Origin of the sequence: Nocardioides flavus (ex Wang et al. 2016), from assembly GCF_014653115.1 — a bacterium.
Lineage (GTDB): Bacteria > Actinomycetota > Actinomycetes > Propionibacteriales > Nocardioidaceae > Nocardioides > Nocardioides flavus.
In genome coordinates, this window is sequence record NZ_BNAD01000009.1 from 1 (window position 1) to 15,911 (window position 15,911).

Annotated in this window: 14 protein-coding genes, 1 tRNA gene and 1 rRNA gene; 9 read left to right on the top strand and 7 right to left on the bottom strand. The window is 71.7% G+C overall.

What is annotated here, in order from left to right; all coding sequences use genetic code 11:
• Positions 1 to 2 precede the first annotated feature (2 nt).
• From rrf to IE200_RS14290, 3 genes are all read left to right on the top strand, one after another.
• Positions 3 to 120, top strand: a 5S ribosomal RNA gene (gene rrf / locus IE200_RS14280).
• A 116-nt stretch (positions 121 to 236) separates the two neighbouring features.
• Positions 237 to 1,163 carry a tetratricopeptide repeat protein gene (locus IE200_RS14285; RefSeq protein WP_191280165.1) on the top strand — a complete coding sequence of 309 codons (927 nt, stop codon included), beginning with the start codon at positions 237 to 239 and terminating at the stop codon, positions 1,161 to 1,163.
• A gap of 192 nt (positions 1,164 to 1,355) precedes the next feature.
• A complete protein-coding gene (locus IE200_RS14290) occupies positions 1,356 to 1,835 on the top strand; it encodes a DUF3145 domain-containing protein (protein WP_268245550.1) in 480 nt (159 codons plus the stop codon).
• A 15-nt stretch (positions 1,836 to 1,850) separates the two neighbouring features.
• On the opposite strand, the gene IE200_RS14295 is transcribed toward IE200_RS14290, so the two are convergent.
• The 6 genes from IE200_RS14295 to IE200_RS14320 form a co-directional block, all read right to left on the bottom strand.
• Entirely contained in the window at positions 1,851 to 3,281 is a 1,431-nt protein-coding gene (locus IE200_RS14295; RefSeq protein WP_191280166.1) for an acyl-CoA carboxylase subunit beta, read from the bottom strand.
• Between the two features lie 28 nt (positions 3,282 to 3,309).
• Positions 3,310 to 4,560, bottom strand: a complete 1,251-nt coding sequence (locus tag IE200_RS14300) for a beta-ketoacyl-[acyl-carrier-protein] synthase family protein (protein ID WP_191280167.1) — start codon at positions 4,558 to 4,560, stop codon at positions 3,310 to 3,312.
• 92 nt (positions 4,561 to 4,652) lie between these two features.
• Positions 4,653 to 4,898 carry an acyl carrier protein gene (locus IE200_RS14305; RefSeq protein WP_129456799.1) on the bottom strand — a complete coding sequence of 82 codons (246 nt, stop codon included), beginning with the start codon at positions 4,896 to 4,898 and terminating at the stop codon, positions 4,653 to 4,655.
• Positions 4,899 to 4,945: 47 nt separating this feature from the next.
• Positions 4,946 to 5,959, bottom strand: coding sequence for a beta-ketoacyl-ACP synthase III (locus IE200_RS14310; protein ID WP_191280168.1), 1,014 nt, complete (start codon positions 5,957 to 5,959; stop codon positions 4,946 to 4,948).
• Positions 5,959 to 7,143, bottom strand: coding sequence for an acyltransferase domain-containing protein (locus IE200_RS14315; protein ID WP_191280169.1), 1,185 nt, complete (start codon positions 7,141 to 7,143; stop codon positions 5,959 to 5,961). Before IE200_RS14315 ends, IE200_RS14310 begins: the two co-directional genes overlap by 1 nt.
• 80 nt (positions 7,144 to 7,223) lie before the next feature.
• Entirely contained in the window at positions 7,224 to 8,396 is a 1,173-nt protein-coding gene (locus tag IE200_RS14320) for a PucR family transcriptional regulator (protein WP_191280170.1), read from the bottom strand.
• A 171-nt stretch (positions 8,397 to 8,567) separates the two neighbouring features.
• Between IE200_RS14320 and IE200_RS14325 the strand changes: the two genes are divergently transcribed.
• Positions 8,568 to 9,554, top strand: a complete 987-nt coding sequence (locus tag IE200_RS14325; protein ID WP_229856564.1) for an alpha/beta fold hydrolase — start codon at positions 8,568 to 8,570, stop codon at positions 9,552 to 9,554.
• A 42-nt stretch (positions 9,555 to 9,596) separates the two neighbouring features.
• Here the strand turns inward: IE200_RS14325 and aceE are convergent, their stop codons facing one another.
• The gene (gene aceE / locus IE200_RS14330; protein ID WP_456237864.1) at positions 9,597 to 12,341 is read right to left on the bottom strand and encodes a pyruvate dehydrogenase (acetyl-transferring), homodimeric type; all 2,745 of its coding nucleotides are present in this window, start codon (positions 12,339 to 12,341) and stop codon (positions 9,597 to 9,599) included.
• A 273-nt stretch (positions 12,342 to 12,614) separates the two neighbouring features.
• On the opposite strand from aceE, the gene IE200_RS14335 reads away from it, so the two are divergent.
• From IE200_RS14335 to IE200_RS14355, 5 genes are all read left to right on the top strand, one after another.
• Positions 12,615 to 13,013 carry a DUF3052 domain-containing protein gene (locus IE200_RS14335; protein WP_268245549.1) on the top strand — a complete coding sequence of 133 codons (399 nt, stop codon included), beginning with the start codon at positions 12,615 to 12,617 and terminating at the stop codon, positions 13,011 to 13,013.
• Positions 13,010 to 14,668 carry an AMP-binding protein gene (locus tag IE200_RS14340; protein ID WP_191280172.1) on the top strand — a complete coding sequence of 553 codons (1,659 nt, stop codon included), beginning with the start codon at positions 13,010 to 13,012 and terminating at the stop codon, positions 14,666 to 14,668. Before IE200_RS14335 ends, IE200_RS14340 begins: the two co-directional genes overlap by 4 nt.
• Complete coding sequence (locus IE200_RS14345) at positions 14,665 to 15,150, top strand: peroxiredoxin (protein WP_191280173.1); 486 nt, start codon at positions 14,665 to 14,667, stop codon at positions 15,148 to 15,150. Before IE200_RS14340 ends, IE200_RS14345 begins: the two co-directional genes overlap by 4 nt.
• A 147-nt stretch (positions 15,151 to 15,297) precedes the next feature.
• A tRNA-Val gene (locus IE200_RS14350) sits at positions 15,298 to 15,369 on the top strand.
• 137 nt (positions 15,370 to 15,506) lie between these two features.
• The gene (locus IE200_RS14355; protein ID WP_191280174.1) at positions 15,507 to 15,896 is read left to right on the top strand and encodes a hypothetical protein; all 390 of its coding nucleotides are present in this window, start codon (positions 15,507 to 15,509) and stop codon (positions 15,894 to 15,896) included.
• Positions 15,897 to 15,911 lie beyond the last annotated feature (15 nt).

Sequence of the window (15,911 nt, forward strand, 5' to 3'; positions counted from 1 at the left end):
GTTACGGCGGCCATAGCGAAACGGGAAACACCCGGTCCCATACCGAACCCGGAAGTTAAGCCTTTCAGCGCCGATGGTACTGCAACCGAGAGGTTGTGGGAGAGTAGGACGCCGCCGGACAAACATTTGGCAGGGGCCACCAGGAGACTGGTGGCCCCTGTGCCATTTCATGGCATGGAGTGAGTACGGTTGACCCGGTGACGGGGGCCGATGCAAGGAAGAAGGAGAGTGCGGCTGTGGCCGAGGACCGTCGAGGACAGCGATCGTCACGAGGTGGCTCCGGCGCGGGCCGAGGCAGCTCGTCCGGTGGTGGACGGGGTGGCTCGGCCCGCGGTGGCCACCAGGGCGGCAGGTCCGGCGACGGCAAGCCGGCCGGAGGCGGCAGGCCCACGGGCGGCAAGCCCGGCGGGAAGCGGCCGTCGAGCTCGCAGCAGCGGTCCTTCCGTGGGCGTACGGAGGAGAAGCCACGCACCGCCGACCAGGCGGCGTACGACGGTCCCGATCTCCCCGAGGGCATCACAGGTGCCGAGCTCGACCGCGGCGTCCGCGCCCAGCTGAAGGGACTTCCCGAGAAGCTCGCCGCACGCGTGGCACGACACCTGGCCGCTGCCGGCGCCTTCATCGACGAGGACCCCGAGCTCGCGTACCAGCACGCCCTCGCGGCCCGAGCGCGCGCCTCGAGGATCGCGGTGGTGCGCGAGGCTGCCGGCGAGACCGCCTACGCCGCCGGCCACTATGCCGAGGCGCTGTCGGAGCTGCGCGCGGCCAAGCGGATGAACGGCGCCACGGACTACCTCCCGATCATGGCGGACTGCCACCGCGCCCTCGGCAACCCGGAGCAGGCGATCAAGCTGGCCAAGAGCCCGTCGGTCGCCAACTTCAGCTCCGAGGCCAAGGCAGAGATGACGCTCGTCGAGGCCGGGGCGCGGCGGGACATGGGCCAGCTCGACGCAGCGCTGCGGACGCTCGAGCTCGCGCCGCTGACGTCCAAGAGCCGTTCCGCCTGGGTCGTGCGGCTGCGGTACGCCTACGCGGACACGCTGGAGGCGGCCGGGCGGGAGTCCGACGCGCTGGCGTGGTTCCACCGTACGCACGCGATCGACTCCGAGGAGCTCACCGACTCCGCCGAGCGTGCGGACCTCCTCGAGCGCCGACAGTCCTGATCGGCGTGACCTGCTGGCGTTCGGGCGCCACATGGGTCACAATAGGGGCACTAATCACATACGTGTCACTCGACTCTTGTTGAGCACTGACGACAGAACGCTGGGGAAGGCGCATCTGGAGCGTCGGAACTCAAGGAGGTCACGGTGACCACACGCATTGCTTCCCGCCCGGACGGTCCGGGTACGCGGGGCATTCTCTACGTGCACTCTGCTCCCTCCGCTCTCTGCCCGCACATCGAGTGGGCCGTGGGCGGAGTCCTCGGAGTTGCCGTCTCGCTCGACTGGACGCCGCAGCCCGCCCAGCCGGGTGCCTATCGTGCCGAGCTGTCGTGGACCGGCGCCGCCGGCACGGCGGCGGCTGTCGCGTCGGCGCTGCGTGGATGGAACCACCTCCGGTTCGAGATCACCGAGGAGCCGACCAGCTCGACCGAGGGCACCCGCTTCTCGTGCACGCCTGACCTGGGGATCTTCCACGCCATCACCGGGCCGCACGGCGACATCCTGATCCCGGAGGACCGGCTCAAGGCCGCCGTGGTCAAGGCCGCGCTCGGCGACACCACGCTGCTGCTGGAGATCGACAACCTCCTGGGCAAGCCGTGGGACGACGAGCTGGAGACCTTCCGCCACGCGGGCGAGGGCGCACCGGTGCGGTGGCTGCACCAGGTCGTCTGAGGCTGTAGCCCCGCGTCAGAGCGGGATGTTGCCGTGGCGTCCGCGGCGCACGCCGGCGGTGTCGATCTCGTGGCGCATCGCTGCGGCGATGGCGCTGCGGGTGCGGCTGGGCTCGACCACCTCGTCCACGACGCCGATCTCGACCGCCTTGTCGACGCCGCCGGCGATGCGCTCGTGCTCGGCGGCGAGCTCGGCCTCGACCTGGGGCCGGATCTCGGGGGAGACCTCGGAGAGCTTGCGGCGGTGCAGGATGCGGATCGCCGCCACCGCACCCATCACCGCCACCTCCGCGCCCGGCCAGGCCAGGACGCGGGTGGCTCCGAGCGACCGGGCGTTCATGGCGATGTAGGCGCCACCGTAGGTCTTGCGGGTCACGAGGGTGATCCGGGGGACCACGCACTCGCCGAACGCGTGCAGCAGCTTGGCCCCGCGGCGTACGACTCCGTCCCACTCCTGGCCGACGCCCGGCAGGTAGCCGGGGACGTCCACGAGCACGACGAGCGGCACGCCGAACGCATCGCACATGCGGACGAAGCGTGACGCCTTCTCCGCCGACAGGGAGTCCAGGCAGCCGCCGAGGCGCAGGGGGTTGTTGGCGACCACGCCGACCGTTCGCCCACCGAAGCGGCCGAGCGCGGTGACGATGTTGGGCGCCCAACGCGCGTGGAGCTCCTGCATCGTGCCCTCGTCCAGAATCGCCTCCACGAGTGGGTGCACGTCGTAGGCGCGCTTCTTCGACTCCGGAAGCAGCGCCTCGAGGTCGCGGTCCTCGACGGCGTCGACGTCGAGGCTGTGCTGCGCACCGAGCAGGGAGGCGACCGTACGGGCGCGGTCGAGGGCCTCGCGCTCGGACTCGGTGAGGATGTGGACGACGCCGGACCGGCGCCCGTGCGGCTCGGGCCCACCGAGGCGCAGCATGTCGACGTCCTCGCCGGTCACCGACCGGACCACGTCGGGACCGGTGACGAAGATGCGGCCCTCGGGACCGAGGATGACCACGTCGGTGAGCGCCGGGCCGTAGGCCGCGCCGCCGGCCGCGGGGCCGAGGACGACCGAGATCTGTGGGATCACTCCCGACGCCTGGGTCATGACCTGGAAGATGCGTCCGACCGCGTGGAGGGACAGGACGCCCTCGGCCAGGCGCGCGCCACCGGAGTGCCAGAGACCGATGATCGGCACGCCGTCGGTGATCGCGCGGTGGTAGGCGTCGACGACGACACGGCAGCCCAGGTCGCCCATGGCGCCGCCCATCACGGTGGCGTCGCTGCAGAAGGCGACCACCGAGGTGCCGTCGACACGGCCCACCGCCGCGAGCATGCCCGAGTCGTCGTCGGGGGTGAGGAGCTCGAGGGTCCCCTCGTCGAGGAGCGCGGTGAGGCGGTGGACCGGGTTGCGCGGGTCCTCCTCGCGGGGCAGCTTGGCGGGCTTGGCGGCGGTGGTCGTCATCGGTGGTCCTCCGTGGGTGGTCGTCGGGTCAGACGCTGCCGAAGGCCACCGCGACGTTGGCGCCGCCGAAGCCGAAGGAGTTGTTGAGCGCGACGATGTCGCCCTCGGGCAGGTCGCGTCGCGACGTGGGGATGTCCAGGTCGACCTCGGGGTCCTTCTCGTCGAGGTTGATCGTCGGCGGGCTGACGCGGTCGTGCAGCGCCATCACGGTCGCGACGGCCTCGAGCGCGCCGGCGCCGCCGAGCAGGTGGCCGGTCATCGACTTGGTGCTGGTCACCACGCACCGGTCGGCGTGCTCGCCGAGGACGGCGTGGAGCATGAGGCCCTCGGCGATGTCGCCCTTGGGCGTGGAGGTGGCATGTGCGTTGACGTGGACGACGGTCGCGGGGTCGACGTCGCCCTCGCGGAGCGCCATCTGGATGGCGCGGGTGCCGCCGCGGCCCTCGGGGTCGGGCTGGGCGATGTCGTGGGCGTCGTTGCTGATGCCGGCGCCGCGCACCTCGGCGTACACCGTGGCGCCACGCGCGCGGGCGTGCTCCTCGGACTCGAGGACGAGGACGGCACCACCCTCGCCGAGGACGAAGCCATCGCGCGCGGTGTCCCAAGGGCGCGACACACGCGTGGGGTCGCCGCCCTCCTCGCTGCCGGTCTTCGACAGCGCCATCATGTTGGCGAAGGCGGCCATCGGCAGCGGGTGGATCGCGGCCTCGGTGCCGCCGGCGAGGACGACGTCGGCGCGGCCGAGGCGGATCATGTCGATCGCCATGGCGATGGCCTCGTTGCCGGACGCGCACGCCGACGTGGGTGCGTGCACCGCGGCGCGGGCGCCGTAGGTGAGGCTGACGTTGGCGGCCGGCGCGTTGGGCATGAGCATGGGGACCGCGAGCGGGGAGACACGACGCGCGCCCTTCTCGAGGAGCGTGTCGTAGTTCTGGAGCAGGGTGGTGACGCCACCGATGCCCGAGGCCACCGCGACGGCGAGGCGCTCGGGCTCGAGGCCCGAGCCCTCGAGGCCCGCGTCGGCCCACGCCTGCGCGGCCGCGACCATCGCGAACTGGCTCGAGCGGTCGAGGCGACGGGCCTTGACCCGCTCGAGGACCTCGCTGGGCTCGACGGCCACGCGACCACCGATCCGCACCGGCAGCTGGTCGACCCACTCGTCGGTGAGGTGCCTGATGCCGGACGTGCCGGCCAGCATGGCCTGCCACGTGGAGGCGACGTCGCCTCCGACAGGGGAGGTGGTGCCGAGGCCGGTGACGACTACGCGGGTCGAGGGCATCAGATGGGGTTCCGTTTCTTGCGGGGTTCGGGAGGTTCCTGGGTCACGGGGGCCGGGCTGGACACCGGCCACCCGTGACGCGGGGGAGGGCGTCAGCCCTGGGCGCGCTCGATGTAGGCGACGGCGTCGCCGACGGTCTTGAGGTTCTTGACCTCGTCGTCGGGGATGGTCACGCCGAACTTCTCCTCGGCGGCCACGACGACCTCGACCATGGAGAGCGAGTCGACGTCGAGGTCGTCGACGAACGACTTGTCGAGCTGGACGTCGTCGGCGTCGACGCCGGCGACCTCGTTGACGATGTCGGCGAGGTCGGCGCGGATTTCTTCGGTGGTGGCCATGGGCCTCCCTTTCTGGTGGTGGGTGGTGCTTGGTCTGGTCTCGGGGGTCAGGGGACGGTGACGACCTGGGCGGCGTAGGAGAGCCCGGCGCCGAAGGCGATGAGCAGGGCGGTGTCGCCCGACCTCGCCTCGCCCTCGGCCATCATCCGGTCGAGCGCGAGCGGGACGGACGCGGCGGACGTGTTGCCCTGGTCGGCGACGTCGCGCGCGATCCTGACGCTCTCGGGCAGCTTCATCGAGCGCGCCATGGCGTCGATGATGCGCATGTTGGCCTGGTGGGGGACGAAGACGTCGAGCTCGTCGAGGGAGACGCCGGCGGCGTCGAGCGCCTGCTGGCCGATCTTGGCCATCGCGAACGAGGCCCACCGGAAGACCGGGTTGCCCTGCATGGTCAGGTGCGGCATCACGCCGGAGCCGGGCTGCGTGTCGGAGCCGACGACGTCGCGCCAGTCCTCGCGCTGGCGGATCAGGTCGAACTTCTCGCCGTCGGAGCCCCACACCACCGGACCGATGCCGGGTGTATCGCTCGGTCCGACGACCGCCGCACCCGCGCCGTCGGCGAAGATGAAGGCGGTGCCGCGGTCGGTGAGGTCGAGGATGTCGGTGAGTCGCTCCACGCCGACCACGAGGACGTGGCGTGCGCTGCCGGCGCGGACGATGTCGGAGGCTAGTGCGATGCCGTGGCAGAACCCCGAGCAGGCCGCAGAGATGTCGAAGGCGGCTGCGCCGTCGGTGCCCAGCTCGTGGGCGATCGCGGTCGCGACGGCGGGGGTCTGGAGCAGGTGGCTCACCGTGGCGACGACGATGCAGTCAATCTGGCCGACGTCGAGCCCGGCCCGCTCGATGGCGATCCGCGACGCCTCGACGGACATCATCTGCACCGACTCCTCGGGGCCGGCCCAGCGTCGCGTCCTGATCCCGGAGCGCTGCTGGATCCACTCGTCACTGGAGTCGATCGCGTCGACGACCTCGGAGTTGGGCACGATGCGTGCTGGCCGGTAGGCGCCGACGCCGAGGATGCGCGCGTGCGGGGCGCCTGTCGTACCGGTGATCGGCGCCATCAGGGCGTGGCCTCGGGGTGCAGCCGCAGCAGCGGCTGGCCGGGCGAGACGAGGTCGCCGTCCTCGACGAGCCACTCGACGACCGTGCCGCCGTGGGGTGCGCTCACCTCGAGACGGTCGCGGAGGCTGGCGACGGCGCCGATGCTGGCGCCCGGGGGCAGGACGCGGAGGTCGCCGTTCTCGGGGGAGAGGTGGAACGTGCCCTTGGCCGGCGACACGACCATGCGCCAGGTCGGCGAGGTCTCGATCATCGACGCCTCCCCGTGCTTGTCGCAGAACTCGCGGGCGGCATCGAGCTGGTCCGGGGTCTTGAGCGCGAAGGTCTCGACACCCTTGAGGGCGCGCTTGGCGATGCCGGTGAGGGTGCCGGCGGGCGGCATCTCGAGGATGCCGGTGACGCCGAGGTCGCTCATCGTCTCCATGCAGAGGTCCCAGCGGACGGGGTTGGCGATCTGGCCCACGATGCGGCGCAGCACGTCGCGTCCGTCGTGGACGACCTGGCCGTCACGGTTGGAGATGACCGGGGTGCGCGGGTCGTGGGTGGAGACCGACCGGGCGAGGGAGGCCAGACGGTCGACGGCCGGCCCCATGTGGCTGGTGTGGAAGGCGCCGGCGACGCTGAGCGGCATCAGGCGGGCCTTGGCGGGCGGCTCCTCGGCGAACGCGGCGAGCTGCTCCATGGTGCCCGCGGCGACGACCTGGCCGGGACCGTTGTCGTTGGCGGCGGTCAGCCCGTGGCGCTCGACGGCGGCGAGGACCTCCTCGCGGTCGCCGCCGAGGACGGCGGTCATGCCGGTCGCGGTGACGGCCGCGGCGTCGGCCATCGCGTTGCCCCGCTCGCGCACCAGCACCATCGCCTGCTCGGCGGTGATCACCCGGGCGCCGGCGGCGGCGGTCAGCTCACCGACGCTGTGCCCGGCGACCGCGCCGATGCGCGAGAACGCGTCGGCGGGATGGGGGAACAGGTCGAGCGCCGCGACGAGCCCGGTGGCGACCAGCAGGGGCTGGGCGACCTTGGTGTCCCGGATGGTCTCGGCGTCGGCCTCGGTCCCGTAGTGGGCCAGGTCGATGCCGGCCACTGTGGCCAACCAGTCGAAGCGCGCGGCGAAGGTGGGGTCCTCCAGCCAGGGCGTGAGGAATCCGGGGGTCTGGGCCCCCTGGCCGGGGGCGACGATGACGAGCACGACGACCACTCTGCCGCCTCGGCACCCGCCGACGCGGGTCCGACGCCCACGAAAGTCACCCCCAGAAGTTTGTAGGGTTCCTACAGTTCCGTCCGGCCGGACTGTCGCCCTAGGATCAGCGCCAGCTGCAGGGTGAACGCCTCGCGCGGGCGGGTCGGCGACCACCCCGTCACGTCGGTGACCTGGCGCAGGCGGTAGCGCACGGTGTTGGGATGCACGAACAGCGCCCGCGCGGTCGCCTCGATCGAGGAGCCGTGCTCGAACCAGGCGCCGAGCGTCTCGAGCAGCGTGCCGCGCACCGCCATCAGCGGCAGGTAGACCTCGTCGACGAGGTGGCGCCGGGCGTGGCCGTCGCCGGCGAGCACCCGCTCGGGCAGCAGGTCGCGGCTCGCCACGGGCCGGGGCGCGTCGGGCCAGCCGCTGGCGGCGCGGTGGGCCGAGAGGGCCGCCCGCGCCGATGCGCTGGCGTGCGCCAGGTCGGCGGTGACCGGGCCGACCACGACGGGGCCGTCACCGAAGTGGTCGAGCAGCCGCGTCGCCGCCGGGAGCGGGTCGCTCACGCCGCCGAGCACGACGACCAGCCGCTCGCCCTGGGTGGCGCACAGGGCGTCCATGCCGCCGGCGCGGGCGGAGCGGCGTACGGACTCGAAGACGTCGAGCTCCGCGCGGTGGGGCGGCACCGCACCCAGCACCACGGCCACGTCGCCGTGCGCGCCCCAGCCCAGCGCGCTGGCGCGCGACAGCACGGTCTCGTCGGCCTCGGCGCGGACGACGGCATCGACGACCAGCGCCTCGAGGCGGGCGTCCCACGCGCCGCGGGACTCCGCCGCGCGGGCATAGACGGCTGCGGTGGCGAACGCGACCTCGCGGGCGTACAGCAGGACCGCGTCGTGGACCTCGCGGGCGTCCTCGGGGTCGAGCAGGGCGTCGATCGTGGTCTCGACCACCCGGATGCTGAGCCGCACCAGCTCCACGGTCTGCTGGAGCGAGATCACGCCGGTCAGCTCGCGCGGCGCGGCACCGAAGACGACGACGTCGAGGGGGTCGTGCGCCGTGGCCTCGACCTCCTGGTCGTACCAGTCGACGAAGCCCCGGATGCCGGCCTGGACGATGAGGCCGACCCACGAGCGGTCCTGGGCGCTGAGGTCGTCGAACCACGGCAGGTCGGTCGACATGCGGCCCGTCGCGGCCGTGCTCAGCGCCCCGGTGGAGTTGCGCAGCGCCTCGGCGGCGCGACGACGGGACGGCGGCATGGGGCGACTCTAGTGGCCGGTGGTCCGTAGTGGGATTCCCACGAAGGAGGGTGGTGCCTGCCCAAGGAGGTCACGACTTGGCATCGGTTGACGCCGCCGCCGGTCCGGCGCGTGCCACGGCCCCGTCGTCTGGTTGAATCCGGGGCCTGCCCCCGGCCCCTTGGAGTCCCCGTGCCGCGTCGCACCAGTCCGCACCTGCAGCACGTCACCGTGCACGGGCACCGTCGCGCGTACGTCCGGATGGGCTCGGGCCCCGTCGTCCTGTTGCTGCACGGCCTGGGCTGCGACCACACGACCTGGACCCCGGTGCTGGAGTCGCTGGCGCGCACCCACACCGTCATCGCGCCCGACCTCCTCGGCCACGGCGCCTCGGACAAGCCGCGCGCCGACTACAGCGTCGGCGGCTACGCGAACGGCATGCGCGACCTGCTCACGATGCTGGGCGTCGACTCCGCGACCGTGGTGGGGCACAGCTTCGGTGGGGGAGTGGCGATGCAGTTCGCCTACCAGTACCCCGAGCGGACCGAGCGGCTCGTCCTGGTCGGGTCCGGGGGACTGGGGCCCGACGTGAGTCCGGCGATCCGGGCCATCACCACGCCCGGGTTCCACCAGGCGATGGGGGTGCTGACGGCTCCGGTGCTGCGCCACGTGACCACCGCGACCCTGCGGCTGCTCGCCCGCAGCCGGGTGCCCCAGGCACGCGACCTCGGCGAGGTCGCCGACATCTACGACTCGTTCAAGGACCCCCGCACCCGCGCGGCGATCCGTCACGTCGTGCGCGCGGTCGTCGACTGGCGCGGCCAGATCGTCACGATGGCCGACCGGGCCTACCTCACCGAGGCGATGCCCATGTGCGTCGTCTGGGGGGCCGACGACATGGTCATCCCGGTCAGCCACGCCAGCAACGCGAGCGCTCTCGCGCCGTCGGCCCGCATCGAGATCGTCCCCAACGCCGGGCACTTCCCCCACCGCGACCACCCCGAGCGGTTCGTCAAGATCGTGCGCGACTTCATCCGGTCGACCGAGCCGAGCCACTACGACCGCGAGCGCTGGCGTGAGCTGCTGCACGAGGGCGGTCCGACCCTCCCGGTGCAGGCCGAGGCGGGGGAGTCGCCGCTGGCGCCGGTCCACGCCGTACGACGCGCGAAGCCCGCCTGACCCCAGAGGGGCAGGCGGGCCTCGACGGGTGCGGACGCCGGATCAGGCGTCCCCGCCCTCCTGCTTGATGTCCTTGGTCGCGGTCGGGTCGTCGATGCGGTAGCGCTCGGCGGCCTCGACGACCTTCTCCACCGGGAACTGGCCGGCGTCGGCCAGCGCCTGGAGGGCCTGGACGACGACGCTGACGGCGTCGATGTGGAAGAAGCGCCGCGCGGCCGGACGGGTGTCGGCGAAGCCGAAGCCGTCGGCGCCGAGCACGCGGTAGTCGGCCGGGACCCACCGCGCGATCTGCAGCGGGACGGCCCGCATGTAGTCGGACACCGCCACGACCGGTCCCTGCACGCCGGCCAGCTTGTCACTGACGTAGGCGGTGCGCTTCTCCTCGCCGGGGTGGAGCAGGTTCCACTGCTCGGCGGCGGCACCGTCGCGGGCCAGCTCGTTCCAGGAGGTGACCGACCACAGGTCGGACTGCACGCCCCAGTCCTCGGCGAGCATCCGTGCAGCGTCCTCGATCCACGGGTAGCCGACGCCGGAGGCCATCAGCTGGACCCGCGGGCCCTCGCCCTCGGCGGTCGAGACCTTGTGGATGCCGCGCAGGATGCCGTCGACGTCGACGTCGGAGGGCTCGGCCGGCTGCGAGACCGGCTCGTTGTAGACCGTCAGGTAGTAGATGACGTCCTCGCCCTGACCGTCGGGGCCGCCCGAGCCGTACATCCGCTCGAGGCCGTCCTGCATGATGTGGCTGATCTCGTAGGCGAAGGCCGGGTCGTAGTGGACGATCGCCGGGTTGGTCGCCGCGAGGAGCGGCGAGTGGCCGTCGGCGTGCTGCAGGCCCTCGCCGGTCAGCGTCGTACGACCGGCGGTGGCGCCGATCAGGAAGCCGCGCGCGAGCTGGTCGGCCATCGCCCAGATCGAGTCGCCGGTGCGCTGGAACCCGAACATCGAGTAGAAGATGTAGAACGGGATCATGTGCTCGCCGTGCGTGGAGTAGGCAGAGCCGGCGGCCGTCGCGGAGGCCATGGCGCCTGCCTCGGAGATGCCCTCGTGCAGCATCTGGCCCTGCTGCGACTCCTTGTAGGACAGGAGCAGCTTGCGGTCGACCGACTCGTACTGCTGGCCGCCCGGGTTGTAGACCTTGGCGCTCGGGAACATCGAGTCCATGCCGAAGGTGCGGTACTCGTCGGGGGCGATCGGCACCACGCGCTCGCCGATCTCCGGGTCCTTCATCCAGTCGCGCAGCAGCCGGACGACGGCCATCGTCGAGGCGATCTTGTTCTTGCCGGAGCCCTGCTTGAGGTCGGCGTACAGCTCGTCGCCGGGCAGCTTGAGGGCGGTGGCCCGGTTGACGCGACGCGGGATCGATCCGCCGAGGGCCGTGCGGCGCTCGAGCATGTACTCGATCTCGGGGGCGTCGGCGCCCGGGTGGAAGAACGGCGCGCCGCCGGTGGACTCGTAGGACTCCTCGAGGTCGCGGTCGCTGATCGGCAGGTAGAGCCGGTCGCGGAACTTCTTGAGGTCCGGCAGGGTCAGCTTCTTCATCTGGTGCGTGGCGTTCTTGCCCTCGAGGGCGTCGATCGTCCAGCCCTTGATGGTGTGGGCGAGGATCACGGTCGGCTGGCCGGTGTGCTTGGTCGCGGCGTCGAAGGCGGCGTACACCTTGCGGTAGTCGTGGCCGCCGCGGGGCAGCTTCTCGATCTGCGTGTCCGACATGTGCTCGACCATCTTGCGCAGGCGCGGGTCGCCGCCGAAGAAGTGGTCGCGGATGTAGCCGCCGTCCTCGGTGGAGTAGGTCTGGAACTGGCCGTCGGGCGTGGTGTTCATCCGGTTGACCAGCACGCCGTCGACGTCCTTGGCGAGCAGGGCGTCCCACTCGCGGCCCCAGATGACCTTGATGACGTTCCACCCGGCGCCGCGGAAGTTGGACTCCAGCTCCTGGATGATCTTGCCGTTGCCCGTGACGGGGCCGTCGAGCTGCTGGAGGTTGCAGTTGATGACCCAGGTGAGGTTGTCGAGCTCCTCGCGCGCCGCGACGCGGATCGCGCCGAGCGACTCGGGCTCGGCCATCTCGCCGTCGCCCATGAAGGCCCACACGCGCTGCTGCTTGGTGTCCTTGATGCCGCGGTTGTCCAGGTAGCGGTTGAACCGCGCCTGGTAGATCGAGCCGATGGCCGTCAGGCCCATCGAGACGGTCGGGAACTCCCAGAAGTCCGGCATGAGGCGCGGGTGCGGGTAGGACGGGAGGCCGGCGCCCTTGCCGTGCTGGACCTCCTGGCGGAAGCGGTAGAGCTGCTCCTCGCTCAGGCGGCCCTCGAGGAAGGCGCGGGCGTAGACACCCGGCGAGCCGTGGCCCTGGATGTAGATCTGGTCGCCGCCGCCGTCGTGGTCCTTGCCGCGGAAGAAGTGGTTGAAGCCGACCTCGTAGAGGCTGGCCGAGGACTGGTAGGTCGCGATGTGGCCCCCGACCTCGAGGCCCTTGCGGTTGGCCGAGGAGACCATGACCGCGGCGTTCCAGCGGATGAACGCACGGATGCGGCGCTCGACCTCCTCGTCGCCGGGGAACCACGGCTCGCGCTCGGGCGGGATCGTGTTGATGTAGTCGGTGGAGCGCAGCGCCGGAACGCCGACCTGCTTCTCGCGCGCGCGCTCGAGCAGGCGCAGCATCACGTAGCGCGCCCGGTCGCGGCCCCGGTCGTCGAGCATCGCGTCGAAGGACGCGAGCCACTCCTGCGTCTCGTCGGGGTCGATGTCGGGCAGCTGGGTGGGGAGGCCTTCGTGGATCACCGACACCTTGGCCTGGCCCCGGTCGGACGACGAGCTCGTGGACTTCTCAGCATCACTCACCTGCCCATCGTGTCACGCGAGCCCGCCCCACGAAATCTACCCGCGGGTAGTCCCGGCAGGCGTGCATCCCGGGCCCGCCGAGGGCCCGTCGGGCGGGACGGGGTTGCGGGGCGTGCCGTGTTCCTGTGGACTGTGCGCACCATGCCCGGTCGATGCTGATCGGGCGCACCCGGACATTGGAGGCACTGCGTGAGCTCGACGGTGGGCGACTCTGCCCCGGTGACAGGCACGGGGGACCGGTTGGGGCTCAAGCCCGGCATGGTCGTCCAGGAACTCGGCTGGGACAACGACACCGATGACGAGCTGCGCATCGCGGTCGAGGACACCATCGACGCCGACATGGTGGACGGCGACTACGGCAACGTGGTCGACGCCGTGCTCCTGTGGTGGCGCGACGACGACGGCGACCTCGTCGACGGCCTCGTGGACGCGCTGACCGACCTCGTCGGGGGCGGCTCGATCTGGCTCCTCACCCCGAAGGTCGGACGCCCGGGCACCGTGGACGCCTCGGACATCGCCGAGGCGGCGCCGATCGCCGGCCTCTCGCAGACGACCACCGCGGCGGTGAGCAAGGACTGGCAGGCCACGCGCCTGGTCGCTCCGAAGACCCCCGCGTGACGGCTCGCGACCTCACGACGTCCCTCGCGGCCCGGGCATCCGGTGTCGCCACGACCCTCAGCGTGCTCGGTCGCGCCGGGGTGATCCGCCCGTACGGCCCGCGCACGCTCGCCGAGATCGGTCGCGTGGTGCTGCGCTGGGGCACCGGCCCGGCCGGCGGGTTCGCCACGCTGGCGGCCCGCTCGCCGCACCAGGTGGGCCTCGTCGACGAGCTCGGCGAGCTGACGTGGGGCGAGCTCCACCGCCGGTCGAACTCCCTGGCCCGCGCGCTCGCCGAGCGCGGCGTGCGCGAAGGGGACTCGGTCGCGGTGATGTGCCGCAACCACCGCGGCTTCCTCGACGCCTCGATCGCCGTGGCCAAGCTCGGCGCCGACATCCTCTACCTCAACACCGCGTTCGCGGGTCCGCAGCTGGTCGACGTGCTCGAGCGCGAGGCGCCGGTCATGGTCATCCACGACGAGGAGTTCACCGGGCTGCTCGCGGGGGCCAGCGTCGAGCGGCGCCTCCTGGCGTGGACCGACGGCGACCGGGGCTCCGGCGAGACGCTCGAGCGGCTCGTGTCGGCCCACGACGAGGGCGACCTGCACCCGCCGCAGCGGCACGCACGCATCGTGATCCTCACCTCCGGCACCACCGGCGCCCCCAAGGGTGCCCCGCGCAAGGAGGCCGGGATCGACGCGGCCGTGTCGCTGCTGTCGCGGATGCCGCTGCGGGCCGGGTGGCGTACACACATCGCGGCCCCGCTGTTCCACACGTGGGGGTTCGCCCACCTCGCGCTCGCGATGCTGCTGGGATCGACCGTCGTGCTGAGGCGCACGTTCGACCCGGAGACGGCGCTGCGGACCACGCAGGACGAGCGTTGCCAGTCCCTCGTGGTGATCCCGGTGATGCTCCAGCGGATGCTCGCGCTGGACGACGAGGTGCTCGACGGGATCGACCTCTCCCGCGTCGAGGTGGTCGCCTCGTCCGGCTCGGCGCTGCCCGCGACGCTCGCACAGGAGTGGATGGACCGCTTCGGCGACAACCTCTACAACATCTACGGCTCCACCGAGGTGGCCTACGCCTCGATCGCCACGCCAGAGGACCTGCGAGCGGACCCCACGTCGGCCGGCCGGCCGCCCCACGGGACCGTCGTGCGGATCCTCGACGACGCCGGCCGCGAGGTGCCGTGGGGTGTGACCGGGCGGATCTTCGTCGGCAACGGGCTGCTCTTCGAGGGCTACACCCACGGCGGGTCCAAGGAGGTCGTGGACGGGCTGATGTCGTCGGGTGACCTCGGCTGGTTCGACGAGGCCGGGCGGCTCCACGTCGCGGGCCGCGACGACGACATGATCGTCTCCGGTGGCGAGAACGTCTTCCCGCAGGAGGTCGAGGACTGCCTCGTCACCCACGAGCACGTGGGGGAGGTCGCCGCAGTCGGTGTCAGCGACGCGGACTATGGTCAGCGACTGCGCGCCTTCGTGGTGCGCACCGGCGAGGTGTCGGAGGACGAGCTGCGCGAGCACGTGAGGGCCAACCTGGCGAGGTTCAAGGTGCCCCGTGAGATCGTGTTCCTCGACGAGCTGCCCCGCAACGCCACCGGCAAGATCCTCAAGCGGGAGCTCGCCGGGTGGGACCGGGCCGAGGACCAGAAGGACGGCGAGGAGCCAGCGTGACCTGCGAGGGACTGTGCATCGGTGACGAGGCACCCGACTTCACGCTCCGCGACCAGTTCGGCCAGGACGTGCGGCTCAGCGACTTCCGCGGGCGCAAGGCGGTCGTGCTGATGTTCTTCCCGTTCGCGTTCACCGGGGTGTGCACCGGCGAGCTGTCGGGCGTGCGCGACCGTCTCGACGAGTTCCTCACCTTCGACACCGAGGTGCTGGCGATCTCCTGCGACTCGGTCTACGCGCTGCGCACCTTCGCCGAGACGGAGGGACTGAACTTCCCGCTGCTCTCCGACTGGTGGCCGCACGGCGCGGTCTCGACGGCCTACGAGGTCTTCGACACCGTGCGCGGCGCGCCGCGGCGCTCCTCGTACGTCGTGGACCGCGAGGGCCGGCTGCGCTGGTCGGTGCACAACGCGAACCCTGACGGACGCGACCTCGACGAGCACCTGCGCGAGCTGCACGCGGCGCTCGAGACGCACCTGGTCTAGACAGGTCCGGAGACTTTTCCGACTTTCTTGGAACGACCCTTGGGCCGGGGTGTAACGTTCTTCTTGTTGAGCCGCTGGTGACCCGAGACGCCAGCGGCTCAACTCATTTCTCGAGCAGGCGCGCGGTCCCGTAGGGTGTGCCACTGCGCGTCGGTAGCTCAGCGGTAGAGCACTCGGTTTACACCCGAGCGGTCGGCGGTTCGAAACCGTCCCGACGCACCCGTCCTCGTCTCCGGTCGGTCTCTCCGGCCCTCCATGAGAGCCCTCTCATCCGCGCCTCACGGTCGGCTCACGGCGCCCGTGCAGACTTCTCGTACACCAGGGCCCGCACCGGGCCCCCGACGAGAGGAACCACGATGAGGAAGATCCTCCCCACGACCCTGCTGGGTGTCGCCGGCCTGACCGCGTTCGGGCTGATCGGCATGTCGTCGCCGGTGGTCTCGGCAGGCAGCGACGAGGCTGCCAAGCGTGAGGACGACGCGCCGTCGCTGGTGCTGGTCGCCGACGACGACGACGATGACACCAACGACGACGATGACGACACGAACACCAACAGCCCGTCGTACACCGACCAGAGCCGCGACACCAACGACAACACCAACAGCCGCGTCACCGACGTGAGCCGTGACCGCGACCGCAGCCGCGGTGACAAGACGCGCGACTGGACCCGCGACGGCGGCGACCGCACCCGCGACTGGTCGGCCAACAAGACCAACGACCGCAGCCGCAACGACACCCGTCGCTGACCGCGACCGACAGGG